We start from the raw sequence: 12,210 nt of genomic DNA, 5'->3' as shown, positions 1-12,210 counted from the left end.
GTTACACGGTGAGCAGCGCCCCCGAGAGTGTCGCGTGGTTGATCTTCAGTGAAGCCTTTTCATCCCCGCTGTGGGCCATGACCGCCCAGATCCGGGCCTGCGCTGATCGGGGAATTCGAGCATGTCCGATGTCGCTCATTGAGTTCACGAACACCTTGCGCGGCATGCGCCAACGCAGCGGTTCGGTCATCGCGGTCTCATGGACGGCCACGCCGAACCCCGGGCCGGAAGTCCGAGGATTGCCGTCGTGCTGGTACTTGTCGGCCCCCATCGCCTTCAACCGCTTAGCCAGCGTCAACGCATAGCAGTTGTCGCACCCAGACGAGATCCGGTCGCATCCCGTGGTTGGGTTCCACGTGACTTCGGTCCACTCGATTCTGGTCGCCGTGCTCATGCGGCGGTCCCACTGCGATCATGGGTCGCGTGCTTTCCCTGACCATGAACGACGCCGCGGTTGAGGCGCTCAAGCTGCTGACCGCTCTGACGGTCGTTGCACCGCCTGGTGGCCTCTCGCCGGACCTTCGAGAACGCGCGGCACGGGGGATAGTCCGTCGCGGAGAAGTCCTGACCTGGGCCGACTCCACGGGAGGAGCCGCAGACGCACCCTCGTTCTTCCCAGACCTCACGGCCTGGGAGTGCTCTGACAGTTCCTTCCATTTGGAGGACTTCGTCCCGGTGGAGGTTGCCACCGTCGATGACGCACCGGTTATCAGCGAAGAGGATCAGGAGACTCTGCTCCGGCACGGTGTCGCGTTCGCCCTGGAGTTCAGCAAGCGCGTCTACATGCTCGACCCGCCCAGCGCGGTGCGGTGCATCCTGAGCGCGAACGAGACCAATGCGACCTTCCGGTTCCATCAGATCAGACCAGGCGAGAGCTGGAATCTGCCCGACCTTGACGGCTATCGCCTCGACAAGTTGGTCGTGATCGACATCGAGCCCGCCGGCGGCCAATAGAACGAGCAGGCGCCGATCGGTGTTGGTGCAGAGAAGTTTAAAGAAGGAGGCGACACGGGCTTCGAGACATCGATCATGGATGTCACGAACCCAGCCAAGATCGACAGGTCGGTGATCGGGTCCGCCTCTCACCGCGGTCCGAAGACCTAACCGGAATGCTACATAGAGTCACCTCTCAACTACTAGGAGCAGTAGGGGTGGCGGAGGGATTGTGATCTTCCCAGCTCACGCTCCCGCCCCATGAGGTGACATGCGCATCACCACTCCCACCCGTTCGCGAATCAACCGCCTCCTGATCTTGCCCTCCTCGCTCCCTTGCTGGTCGCCTCCGCGTCGCAGTCCGCGTCGGCTGCTACCTCCACCACCCCCGCCTACCCGGGCGGAAGCGTCGTGGGAGCCTGCGCTCCCGCGCGTGCGAAGTGCGCAGACCGCCCGCACGCGCGCAGCGGCCTGCCCTGCACGGACCCGTTTCACCGACTGCGAGCAGCGAAGCGGCCACGTGCGGTACTACGTCGACGGCGTGCAGGTCGGGGTGGCCAACTACCTGGCCACCACGGTGGTGGGCACCAAGGTCAACTCCAACACCTTCACCGCGCGCATGACCATCGAAGTGCTCGGCACCCCGGGCATCCCAGCCGGATCCTCGGCGATTTTCACCGCCGACTGCGACAGCCCGTGCGCCTCGGGCGGCGAGATCGCCGGACCCCTGATCACCGGCGCCCAGTTTGCCGGCGACTTCACCTTCAGAGACCCCACCTCCACCAGGCACACCCCCGAGATCGAGGTCACCGTCATCCCGGTAGTCCCCGAGGCCGACGGCCAGATCCCGGGCCGCGGCGTGCTGAACATCACCGTCCGCTGCGATGACGAGTTCAACACCACCATGTTCCCCGGCTGCGTGGTCACCACCTTCATCCCCACGATGACCACCATGACCCAGCTCCCGCAGATCTCCGCCAACATCCGCACCATCCAGTCCCGCGGCGGCTACGGCGTGCCCGGCATCCACGCCCTCCACCGCGAGGCCGATGAAGCCCAGCAACGCCGCAACCGCGACAAGGCCTGCAGCACCCGCGTCACCGGCCCCCGCCCCGCCGGCATGAGCTGCGACGAATACCCCTTCGCCACCACCCAGGAAGGCGGCGACACCCTGCCCGCCGAAGCCCGCGGCTGGTCCTGGGTGCCTGAGGGGGAGCAGAACAGCCAGGGCGGACTGGTCACCGGGTTCTACAAGGCCAACCGGGTCCTGGACGGCGACCCGTTCTACGTCCAAGTCTGAGCCCGGCCTACAAGGTGTCGGTGGGGGCGCGGTTCACTCGGGCCGCGCTTCCGGCTGCCGCTGATCGGCGCGGCGCGGAGCGTCGACAACCTGGCCGTGCTGAAGGAGGCACGCTCGTCACGAAGATGGCCAGGACTGTCAACGCCTGAACGCGGCCGCCCTTCATGATCTGATCTTGGCGATTCAGATCGTGACAGGGCGGACCGCGTTCATCCATGGCGAGTTACACGGTGAGCAGCGCCCCCGTGAGTGTCGCGTGGTCGATCTTCAGTGCATACTTCTTCAGGCTTGCTGCTCGCAGGAGTTCTCCGCCTCGGCGTCGCACAGGTCGATGCCCGCGCCGCCGAAGACCTGGTCGAAGCCCCCACTGTCGCCAATGAGGATGTCGCTGCCGCCGTTGCCGTCGATGAGGTCGTTGCCCCCGTCGCCGTTGACAAAGTCTCGGGCGCTGCCGCCGGAGTACTGATCGCCTTCCGGGCCGAGGAAGGCCCGAGTGGGCAGCGCCGTGTTGTTGCGGACGACGTCGGCGCCGCCCTGCGTCTGCACCTGGATCTTGGCGATCCCGGCGCTGGGGCAGCGGACGGTGCGGCTGTCAAGCCGCTGGCAGTTGAAGCTGGGCGTGTTCATGGTGTCCTTGAAGTTCCGGACGACCAGGAATCCTCCTTCGAGGCTGATGTTGATCTCGTCGCCGACGTCCCCCGAGTTGATCGTGAGCTGGCCGCCGACGCCGCTCACGCTGGTGGCCGCCATCGCCGGGCTGGCGAACACGGCCATCAGGGGAAGGGCGAGCAGAGCCCCCGTGGTGAGTGCGCGCTTGAGTCTCATGGTTCTCCTTGATGAGTGATCGGCCCCCTGTCCGCAGGGAAGTACATCCCAATCACGCCGGAGAATGTGCGTCCAAAGACACACTGGGAAACGGCTCTTTTCCTGAGCCGGACGTGTCGGGCGTACCGGAGTCACTGCAGGGGCTGGTGGCGCGGGCACGGGACAAGTCCATGTCGAGGATCGCCTGAGGGAACCCCAGCGGGACTCGATGGCGTTGATCCAGCATGCGTAGTTCCGTCTTCGGCAATCTGGATCCCCAGCACGCCCCGCCCGGCTTCGCCCTTGCCAACTCCAAGATGCTGCGCGTGCAGCTTCCCGAGGTGCTGGCCAGGCAGGGCTCCATGGTCGCCTTCCAGGGGCAGATGAGCTTCGACTACGAAGGCTCGGGCGGCATGGGCAAGCTGTTCAAGAAGGTCGTCACCGGCGAGGGCGTGCCGCTGATGCGCGTGCGCGGTCAGGGCAGCCTCTACCTGGCCGACAACGCCGACGACATCTTCCTGTTCTACCTGGAGGACGAAGGCATCACGGTCAACGGCCGCAACCTGCTGGCCTTCGAGCCGCAGTTGAAGTGGGACATCAACCGAGTGCAGGGCGCGGGCGTGGCCGCGGGCGGGCTGTTCAACACCACCGTCACCGGCACCGGCTGGGTGGCGGTCACCGCCCACGGCACCCCGATCACACTCGACGCCGGCCAGGTGCCCACCTTCGCCGACGGCCAGTCGGCGGTGTGCTGGAGCGCCTCCCTGCAAGTGGGCGTCAACCGCACCTTCAAGGCGGGCGCCATCATCGGGCGCGGCAGCGGCGAGGCCATGCAGTTGGCTTTTCAGGGGCAGGGCTTCGTGCTCATCCAGGCGAGCGAGGGCCCGCCGGTGGTCCAGACGGGCTGACCGTCACCGAGAATTCTCCATCGAGTGCGAGACAATGGCCGCCCGCCATCCATGGGTACACGTGTCCACGCCAGGCGCTGTGGCGACGCCGTTCCAGGCAGTGACCGGGGCGGGTGGGGTACGGGCTGGCGCGGGCGGCGCGCCTCGGTAGCCGTCTGGCGGCGCGGCCGGGACAGGGGCCCCATGCGGCGCCGCAGCACCGCGTGTGGCCGGACGGTAGGGAGCATCTCCGTCATGTTCGTCGTCTCCGCGGCCTCGGCGAACTCCTCGGCTTCCTCAGCGCGGCCGGTGACGTCGATTCCGTTAGGGTCACCCGCGCGTCCGCCTCGTACCCCTATGCAGGGGCGCCTCCCAGCAGGTCGTGGGTAGCCTGTGATTTGGATCGCTTGAAGCAATCCAAGTCACAGCTGAGGGGTCTATTCGGGTGGGCGTTGGGGTCCTGCCTCGATGGCGGACCGCGCCAGAACCTCGATGCTGCCATCGCGGTAGGCCAGTTCCAGGACGGGATCTCCCTCCGCCAGACCCCACTTCTTTCGTTCACGAGCGGTCGGCCTGCGCGGCGTAATACGTGCGGCGGATCTCAGTCCGGCAACAGGGCCTCCACCAACACCAGCAGGTACAAGCAGTTCGCATTGTGTCTCGCTCACCCGCCAAGGCCGACCGATCGGCGACCCGGCTGGCCCTGACCGGCGAGGCGATCGCCGACGCCCCTGGCCCGGGGCGGCCCGCGCCGGCAACCACCCCCAGACCTTGGGGCCATGCCGCCGACGGCCTGGCCCCCTGTATCCCAAGCCGATCATCCGCCGTCCGTCATGGACCCGCGATGGTGATCCATGCAGACCGGACAGACACCCATTGGCCACCGCCGGTTATGGCCGGGGGTGCGCGTGTGGGAGGAAGCCATCGGCCACACCGTCGACATCCCCCTCACCGGCGATACCGGCGCTGTCTGGAGGGTGGCGTGGAACCCGGACGGGCAGTTACTGGTCATCAGCGATCACGATGGCGCGATGTGGTGTAGCGGGCACTTGATGAGAAGTTGAGGGCGCTCGCTAGGAGCGTTCAGGGGTCAAGCACGAATACCGCACTAGTTAGATAATTGTTCTCCGCCAATCGCCTGGATCGGGCAGCGCGATGTGGGCTGAGAGGGTGTCATCCCTGGCGCCGCGCGATGACCCGCATCAATGGCCGCCATAGGCACATATATCGGACTCTAGCGCCCAAACTAGACGCGCCTTCTCGAGGGCGCTGCCCGGTCGACCTGGCGACGGTTACGGATGGCCAGGTGCGTCGCATCTCCCACCAGGAGCCGACTTATCACTCTGGCCACGCACCTCACGATACGACTAAGTGCCCCCCGTTTCCGAACTTTCTCCCCCACGTCGGCGGTAGGCTAGAATCGAACCGGTGTGCGATCTTGTGTCGAAATGTGCGGCGTGTTGCTAGATGAAGTCGTCGTCACTCAGGTCGATCACGCGGGCCAGCCGGAAGCCATCATCAGGCCGCAAGGGCACCGCTACCACGTGCAGCGCGTGATCGGGCGATGGCAGAGATCGTCAGGCAGCATGCTCTTCCGCGTACAGGCCCGGCTGCTCGCGGGTGAAGCGCTGGAAGAGAAGGCCGCGGTCATCGCCGAACTGGTGCACTCAGCTGACGACCGTTGGCGTCTGCGCCGAATCTGGGAGTAGGGCCACGAGCGACCCCCATCACCGCGGGCTGGTCAGGCGGCAGCGCCGCCCCCCACGCTGCGCTCCCAACCGGGAACATCGCGGCCTACCGTCTCGCGCCATCCACCGATACCGGTCATCGTCACCTTGCGCCTCCTCGTGATCGTCAGAGCAGTGAGCATGCCGGACCTGGCGGGTGCGAGCAAGGCCGCGACGCGAGCTGAAGCGTCCGGCCAACCCTGGCGGACGTCGCCAGTTCAGAGTCGCTAACCCCCCTCGGGGTCGTGTAGCGCGCGCCTTGGGCGACGGCGCTGAACCTGCGGCGGTAACCAGATGGAGTTGAGCTAGGGGTGTCCCGTCTCGTCCGGTCACGGTGCCTTTGGTTGACAGGGATACCAGCTGGAGTTGGCTGTAGCGGGGACGGTCGAGGCCGGGGCGGCGGACGGTCCGGGTCTCGACGCCGCTGTAGGAGGTGGCGTACTCGATGATCACCGTGCGGCGGTTGACGATCGCTTCGGCCAGGACGAAGCAGTCGCGCCTGCCCAGGATCGGGGCGGCGGTGGCGATCTCATCGGCCAGCGCGCAGACACGTACCGGCGGTGACGGCCACAGGCCGTCGTTTCCGGCCCAGGTCGGTGATCAGGTACTCCACCGGCTGGGGTAGCCCGTCCGGGGCTACCGCGCGCAGCTGCTCGAGCAGGGTCTCAGCGTCGTCGCCGGCGGCCAGGTAGCGCTGCAGGCGGGTCGTCGAGAGCCGCCAGACCCTGGTGTGGGTGGCGACGGTTTCCAGGTCGGCGATCTGGTCGATCAGCGCGGACAGCTCCGGGGCGGGGATGCCGATGGCGACCAGGGTGTGGTCGCTTTGCACCTTGACGGTGCCGGTGACGGTGAGCACGGTGGCGGCCAGGGCTGCGACCGCGTCCTGGCCGTCGCTCAGCAGCACGCGGCCGAGCGGGGAGAGCGCGCCCCGCACGGTAAGGCCCAGCGCTTGGGCCTCGGCCAGCACTCCGTCGAGCACCAGGTCGAGATCGACGCGGTCGTCGAAGTCCAGCGAGGAGTACACGCCGGGCGGTGGCGGGTTGGGCAGGAACCAGCGGGGTCGATGCCAGCGCACCAGGGCCGCCAGGTCGGCCGTGCTGGTCGCGGCCTGGCCGGGCGGTAGGAGGGTCAGAGTGTTCAGGACGGCTCGCCGGATCGCCGGAGCGGCCTCGAAGCCGAGATCCTCACGCGACAGCAGGGTGGGCGTGCGAGCGGTGGGCCGGTGCCGGTGCCGGTGCCGGTGCCGGTACAGCGGGGCAGGTGGCCCGCCGGGCAGCGCGCGCAGCCGCGCCCAGGCGCCGATCAGCTGCCCGGCCTTGTCCGCCGGGGAGGCCGCCTGCCAGGCGGTGCAGGGGTCGGTGTCGATGTGCAACCATTCGCTCTGGTCATAGCGCGCGGTGGTCTTGGCGACCACCAGCCTGGCGGCCACGACCAGGTGGAGCAGGAGCCGCATCTGCTCGACCGGGCATGCGATGTGTTCGGCCAGGTTCCGGATGGTCGGTACGGCCAAGCCGCCGCCACTCTTCTTGACCACCGGGAGCGGGTCGCCCTCGAGGTGGGACAGCAGGGCCTGGACCTGTTCCACGGTGACGGCCAGGGCGGTGGTGGCTTCAGGCAGCAGCCGTTCGGCCGGCATGACGGGCGTGGTGTCCGGCAGCGGGCAGTGCAGCGGCAACGGTGGGAGCTGAGCCATCGGCTCGCCGCGGCGGCGACGCAGCCGCGCCAGTTCGTCCAGCCCGGGATGCACCGCCAGGCCGCCGCCGACCGGCCACACCAGCACCCGTTCGGCCAGCTGCTTCAGCACCTCCGCGTGCCGCTGATGACCGTCGTCGCCGGGGGCGATGGCGAGCAGGTCCTGCACCTCGGCCTGCTCGACCACGCAGACCGCGCTCAGCGGGCCGCCCCCGTCGTGGGTGTAGTAGCCGGGTGCGGGTACCCGGCCGGTGGCCTGCTGCACCGCGGTGGCCACCTGGGTGCAGGCGGAGTCCAGACCGGCCAGCAACTCGGCGATCGGGCCCGCCTCACACAGCCGTACCGCCAGCTGGTGCAAGGTGACCGGGCGAGGCTCGCGGGCCGCGTCCGGCCGAAGCGCCACGATCTGGGCCAGCGCGGCGGGTTCCAGCCCGGCCAAGTGCTCAAGGACGGAGGCCAGGAGGGTGAACGGCTGCGGCATGGGTCCCGATTGTGCCAGCGAGATCGCCACGTCTGCAGGGGTACAGCTGGCACCGGCGCCAGCCGTACCCCTTGGACATGCGTCGATCTTCAGGCTTTCCGGATTGTCCAGCTTCCATTCTGAACAAGATCGGTACGGGTAAAGCCAACCCATTGGCCCCGCATCTCGTTCCTCGTCCTGGAGAGCAGAAGCTGAACGACGCCGCTGTACTGGCGTCCTGACAGGGCGAGCTCTTCCCACTCCCCAGAGAACACACCACCATGCGACAAGGTCCCGCGCACGTGCATCCTGGACCGACCAGGGCCGCCAGGGTCCTTCATCACCACGCGCCTACCGCGCTGGGACACCTCAAAGGTGTGCTCGTCAGTATGGATTGCTCCATCGTCATCGGACCGGTACTCGTAGGCGCTATGCCACTCCCCAGCAAGGGAGGTCCTCATGCGGCGACGGGTGATCGTCGAGTAGATGACGCGTTCAATGGACTCGCCGAAGATCACATCGCTCGCGCGCTGTACTGCTGCTCCAGCAAACGCCAGCAGTAGCCAGATCAGCACATCGGGCATCGGTCTCCTTAGAGCCTGTCCACCCTCTCCAGTAAAGAGGTTGTTTGCCCTCAAGTACACCGACCCTAGTTGGCCGGTAGCTCCTCCCCCAGTCAGCTGAGGAGCAGGCTCACCCCGACGATCAAGCCCAGGTACAGGGCGAGCGCCACCGCGCAGATCGTCAGCCCGAGCCAGCCCAGGACGATCCCCAGCAGCGCCGCACGCCGCCCGGCACCGGCCAGGCGTTTGCCCCGGAAGCGGCCGATGTGGCCGCAGGCGATCGCGGAGAGCGAGCATGCCGCGGCGGCCACGAGGGCCATGACCGGGTGCAACCATCCCCAGACGGTCGCGAAGGAGCCGAGCGAGAGCGCTGCCAGGCCAGCCATGGTGACGCTCGCCTGTGCAGGGCGGCTGAGCGGCGCGGCCGCCGTCGTGCTCATGCCCGACATCGTGAGCGACAGCCAGAGGTCAGGAGGCCGTGGTCTACAGGATCGTTATCCGATCTCCGCTCGGAGCGCTCAGGGCTCCGGCGCTCTCCAGCGAGCGGGCGCTGCTTCGGCTTCATGGTAGAGGCCCGCATCTCGTATGGCGGCGCCGAGTCGAGGTCAGGCGTGCTCGATGGCCACGAGGTAGATGTCGAGCTCGTTCTCCACGAAGACCAGCACGTAGTCGCCGGCGTGGAGGGTCCATCGGCCGTCCTGGCCGGGCTCGGCGTCGGTGGGGATGCCTTCGATCATCAGGCGGATGATCGCGTCGGCGACAGGAAGGCGCAGGTGCGGGGGAATCTGATCGTAGGCCTGCCGGGCCAGGCGTTCCCATTCCAGGTGGAAGGACATCAAGCAGAGCCGGGCAAGCCGTACCGCTCGCGCAGCAGTTGCTGCTCCTGGTCGGTCAGGCCGGACACCGCCAGGAACTCCTCCGGAGTTGTCCGTACGGCGTCAGGGGCGTGATGCCAGTCGTGGGTGAGCTTGAGCGCCCGATACTCCTCGAGCGGCACCACCACGGCCAGGTGCCCGCCACGTCGGACGACCTCGTGGTCGTCGCCGGGTGGCAGGGCTTGCTCAGTCACATCGGGCAGTCTATCCGACCTCGGATCCCGCCTCCTGGGGAACATCCGGGCAGGCATCGGTCACGTGGGGTGGGCGCTGGTATCTCGTGGCGTGGGACCTCGATCGCGACGACTGGCGCACGTTTCGCGCCGACAGGATCGCGCCGCGCGTCCCGACGGGGCCTCGCTTCATTCCGCGTGAGCTGCCTGGCGGCGACGTGGCCGCGTTTGTGACCGATCGGTTCCGGGGTTCGGACGCCTCTGGGGGCTGGCCTTGTCAGGGTGAGGTCATCCTCGGCCTGCCGGCCGCCGAGGTGTCTCCCTACGTTCGTGACGGGGTTGTCGAGGAGCTTGGCCCGGACCGTTGCCGGCTCGTTCTGGGGTCCTGGTCGTGGATCGGGCTGGCCACAAGCGTGGGCAGGTTCGACGCCGACATCGAGGTCGTCGGCCCGGCCGAGCTCAGGGACGCCTTCGCGCATCTGGCCCGCCGCTCCTCCATAGCTGCGACGGGCGTCAGCACACATCTGGTTTACTGCGAATCATGAACGGGGTCTTAGTTGCTGGCCGATATCGCTTGATGGAGGAAATCGGCGCAGGTGAGATGGGCCGCGTCTGGCGCGCTCAGGACGAACTGCTGGGCCGCACGGTCGCCGTCAAGGAGATCCGGCTGCCGACGCCCGACGAACACGGTTACGCGCGGATCGTGCACGAGGTCAAGGCGGCGGCCCAGCTCAACCATCCCTGCATCGCGACGGTCCACGACATCGTCTCGACCGACACTGGTCCGATGATCGTTATGGAGTATTTCGCCGGGCGCTCGCTGGCTCAGGTGATCGCCGCCGAGGGCCCGCTCCCGGTGGCGCACGTCCGCGGGATCGCTGTTGACGTGCTGAACGTGCTGGTCGAGGCGCACCTCGTCGGCATCGTCCATCGCGATCTCAAGCCCTCGAACATCCTGCTGTCCGACACCCGCCTCGTGGTGACCGACTTCGGCGTCAGCCGTACCGCCCAAGACGCGCCGTTGAGCGCGGCGGCCTTCCTGTCCCCGGAGCAGGTGCGCGGTGAGGGGACGAGTGCGGCGGGCGACCTGTGGTCGCTGGGTGCAACGCTGTACGCCGCGCTGGAGGGACGCTCGCCGTTCGAGGGTCCGACCCTCGTCGCGACGATGGCGGCGGTCCTGGCCGCGGACCGGCCTCGCCCGGAGCGGGCGGGTCCACTGGCCCCGCTGCTGGACGCCCTGCTCCAACGGGATCCCGCCCGCCGCCCGACCGCCGCCCAGGCGCTGACGCTCTTAGCCGCGTCACCTCCAGCCGGGCCACTCGTCGGACCTCCCGCACCTCCCGCCGCGCCGCCGCCTAAGCCTGTGCTCCTGGGCCGCCGCAGTCTTCTGTACGGCGGAGCCGCCGTTCTGCTCGTCGGCGCCGGCGCCGGCACCGCGGCCGCAATCCTGCTGCGAGACGACACACCCACGCGCCAGCCGCAAGCCAAGCCGCCGACCCCGCAGGCGACCAGCAGCGCCCCCGACCAGCCGTCCGTCACGCCCAGCCCCGCTCTCGAGTGGACGGCCCTGCACACCTTCACCGGTCACGACAAGAAGGAACCCGGCGAGGCGCTGTTCACCCCGGACGGCAAGTCCGTGATCACCAGCCGCTACCGCGACGGCGACATGCTCGCGACCTGGGACGTGCAGACGGGCAAACGGCTGCGCGTCTACGGCGACGCCGAACTCGGCGCCAGCACCCTCTCCCTCGATCCGGACGGGACCAGGGTGATCACCAACGGCGTGACCTGGTCCTCGCTGTGGAACCCGGCGACCGGCGCCATGGTCAGGAGGCTGGGGGGCCACGAGATTCCCTGGGAGTCGAAGTTCAGCCCGGACGGCTCGGTGCTGGTTACCACCGGTAAGGGCCAGCCTGTCCTGTTGTGGACCCCGGACGGCAAGCTGCTCGCGAAGCTGAAGGGGCACACCGGCATCGTCTGGAACCCCGCCTTCAGCGCCGACTCCTCCCTGCTCATCACTCCCAGCGAGGACCGTACGGCCCGGTTGTGGGACGTGCGCGAACGCGAGCTCCTGCACACTCTCAAGGGCCACCGGGACATCGTCACCGACGCCGCCATCAGCCACGACGGCAAGCTCGCCGCCACCGCCAGCCGCGACGGCACGACCCGGCTGTGGGACACCGGGACGGGCGAGCAGGTGGCCGAACTGGAGGGCGAGGCCTACAACGTCGCCTTCCGGCCCGCCGACCCCGCGGTCCTGGCCACCACCGACATCAGCGGCCCGTTCCGATACTGGAACCCAGCCTCACCCGAGCAGCCCACGGAGCTACCCAACCAGGGCCGGCTCAACGCCCTGACCTTCTCCACCGACGGCTCCCTCCTTGCTACCTGCGCCGAGAGCGGCGAGATCTACCTGTGGGACGGCGCCACGGGAGCCGCAGCCGCAACCCTCACCGGCCACACCGGCGCGGTACGGTTCGCAGCCTTCAACCACAACGCCACCGCGCTCGCCTCCTGCGCGGAAGACGGCACAACCCGCGTCTGGCAATTCTCGCGGTAGTGCCCATCCACGCCAGACGGTGAAAACCGCAACGCCAAGCAGCTCCGTGACCAGCAGCGAACCAGCCCGGGAGAACTGAGGACAGACAGACCGCACTACCGTTCTCACATGGATGCGATCGCTATCTTGGACACTCTGCGGGAACACAACCGTCAATCGCGATCAGGCGCCGAGAGCCGCTGTCATGAGCCCCAAATGCGGTGCGGTCCCGTTTGGTAGAGCACGAGTGTTTGGCC

General features: G+C 68.0%; 13 protein-coding genes. 6 read left to right on the top strand and 7 right to left on the bottom strand.

Annotated features, from left to right (window positions below):
• Position 1 precedes the first annotated feature (1 nt).
• Entirely contained in the window at positions 2-394 is a 393-nt protein-coding gene (locus ACIBG8_RS14750) for a DUF5131 family protein (RefSeq protein WP_397343226.1), read from the bottom strand.
• Positions 395-423: 29 nt separating this feature from the next.
• Between ACIBG8_RS14750 and ACIBG8_RS14745 the strand changes: the two genes are divergently transcribed.
• On the top strand, positions 424-954 hold the full coding sequence (locus ACIBG8_RS14745) for a hypothetical protein (RefSeq protein ID WP_397343225.1): 531 nt from the start codon (positions 424-426) through the stop codon (positions 952-954).
• Between the two features lie 412 nt (positions 955-1,366).
• Positions 1,367-2,233, top strand: coding sequence for a NucA/NucB deoxyribonuclease domain-containing protein (locus tag ACIBG8_RS14740; RefSeq protein ID WP_397343224.1), 867 nt, complete (start codon positions 1,367-1,369; stop codon positions 2,231-2,233).
• A gap of 282 nt (positions 2,234-2,515) precedes the next feature.
• On the opposite strand, the gene ACIBG8_RS14735 is transcribed toward ACIBG8_RS14740, so the two are convergent.
• Entirely contained in the window at positions 2,516-3,058 is a 543-nt protein-coding gene (locus tag ACIBG8_RS14735; RefSeq protein ID WP_397343223.1) for a hypothetical protein, read from the bottom strand.
• Positions 3,059-3,282: 224 nt separating this feature from the next.
• Here ACIBG8_RS14735 and ACIBG8_RS14730 point away from each other — a divergent pair, with 224 nt between their 5' ends.
• Together ACIBG8_RS14730 and ACIBG8_RS14725 are read left to right on the top strand one after the other, a co-directional pair.
• Positions 3,283-3,945, top strand: coding sequence for an AIM24 family protein (locus ACIBG8_RS14730; protein WP_397343222.1), 663 nt, complete (start codon positions 3,283-3,285; stop codon positions 3,943-3,945).
• 1,436 nt (positions 3,946-5,381) lie between these two features.
• Entirely contained in the window at positions 5,382-5,633 is a 252-nt protein-coding gene (locus ACIBG8_RS14725; RefSeq protein ID WP_397343221.1) for a hypothetical protein, read from the top strand.
• Between the two features lie 547 nt (positions 5,634-6,180).
• On the opposite strand, the gene ACIBG8_RS14720 is transcribed toward ACIBG8_RS14725, so the two are convergent.
• The 5 genes from ACIBG8_RS14720 to ACIBG8_RS14700 all read right to left on the bottom strand — a co-directional run bounded on the left by ACIBG8_RS14720 (position 6,181) and on the right by ACIBG8_RS14700 (position 9,435).
• Complete coding sequence (locus ACIBG8_RS14720) at positions 6,181-7,824, bottom strand: helicase-associated domain-containing protein (protein WP_397343220.1); 1,644 nt, start codon at positions 7,822-7,824, stop codon at positions 6,181-6,183.
• Between the two features lie 89 nt (positions 7,825-7,913).
• A complete protein-coding gene (locus ACIBG8_RS14715) occupies positions 7,914-8,387 on the bottom strand; it encodes a hypothetical protein (RefSeq protein ID WP_397343219.1) in 474 nt (157 codons plus the stop codon).
• 92 nt (positions 8,388-8,479) lie between these two features.
• Entirely contained in the window at positions 8,480-8,806 is a 327-nt protein-coding gene (locus ACIBG8_RS14710) for a hypothetical protein (RefSeq protein WP_397343218.1), read from the bottom strand.
• Between the two features lie 165 nt (positions 8,807-8,971).
• Entirely contained in the window at positions 8,972-9,202 is a 231-nt protein-coding gene (locus tag ACIBG8_RS14705; protein WP_397343217.1) for a hypothetical protein, read from the bottom strand.
• A complete protein-coding gene (locus ACIBG8_RS14700) occupies positions 9,202-9,435 on the bottom strand; it encodes a hypothetical protein (protein ID WP_397343216.1) in 234 nt (77 codons plus the stop codon). Before ACIBG8_RS14700 ends, ACIBG8_RS14705 begins: the two co-directional genes overlap by 1 nt.
• On the opposite strand from ACIBG8_RS14700, the gene ACIBG8_RS14695 reads away from it, so the two are divergent.
• Both ACIBG8_RS14695 and ACIBG8_RS14690 read left to right on the top strand, forming a co-directional pair.
• Positions 9,414-9,959: a helix-turn-helix transcriptional regulator gene (locus ACIBG8_RS14695; protein WP_397343215.1), complete on the top strand. Its 546-nt coding sequence runs from the start codon at positions 9,414-9,416 to the stop codon at positions 9,957-9,959. The genes ACIBG8_RS14700 and ACIBG8_RS14695 overlap by 22 nt on opposite strands.
• A 32-nt stretch (positions 9,960-9,991) precedes the next feature.
• Positions 9,992-11,974, top strand: coding sequence for a WD40 repeat domain-containing serine/threonine protein kinase (locus ACIBG8_RS14690; protein ID WP_397343214.1), 1,983 nt, complete (start codon positions 9,992-9,994; stop codon positions 11,972-11,974).
• Positions 11,975-12,210: the final 236 nt, after the last annotated feature.

Origin of the sequence: Nonomuraea sp. NPDC050556 (assembly GCF_044457355.1) — a bacterium.
In the GTDB taxonomy this organism is placed as follows: Bacteria; Actinomycetota; Actinomycetes; order Streptosporangiales; family Streptosporangiaceae; genus Nonomuraea.
Note: the sequence above shows the minus strand (reverse complement) of the source record. Positions and strands in the feature narration are given on the sequence as shown.

Bases quoted from the DNA above. Each gene is read 5' to 3' on its own strand.
- ACIBG8_RS14750 (WP_397343226.1), bottom strand. From the start codon at position 394: ATGAGCACGGCGACCAGAATCGAGTGGACCGAAGTCACGTGGAACCCA.
- ACIBG8_RS14735 (WP_397343223.1), bottom strand. From the start codon at position 3,058: ATGAGACTCAAGCGCGCACTCACCACGGGGGCTCTGCTCGCCCTTCCC.
- ACIBG8_RS14730 (WP_397343222.1), top strand. From the start codon at position 3,283: ATGCGTAGTTCCGTCTTCGGCAATCTGGATCCCCAGCACGCCCCGCCC.
- ACIBG8_RS14720 (WP_397343220.1), bottom strand. From the start codon at position 7,824: ATGCCGCAGCCGTTCACCCTCCTGGCCTCCGTCCTTGAGCACTTGGCC.
- ACIBG8_RS14715 (WP_397343219.1), bottom strand. From the start codon at position 8,387: ATGCCCGATGTGCTGATCTGGCTACTGCTGGCGTTTGCTGGAGCAGCA.
- ACIBG8_RS14710 (WP_397343218.1), bottom strand. From the start codon at position 8,806: ATGAGCACGACGGCGGCCGCGCCGCTCAGCCGCCCTGCACAGGCGAGC.
- ACIBG8_RS14705 (WP_397343217.1), bottom strand. From the start codon at position 9,202: ATGTCCTTCCACCTGGAATGGGAACGCCTGGCCCGGCAGGCCTACGAT.
- ACIBG8_RS14690 (WP_397343214.1), top strand. From the start codon at position 9,992: ATGGAGGAAATCGGCGCAGGTGAGATGGGCCGCGTCTGGCGCGCTCAG.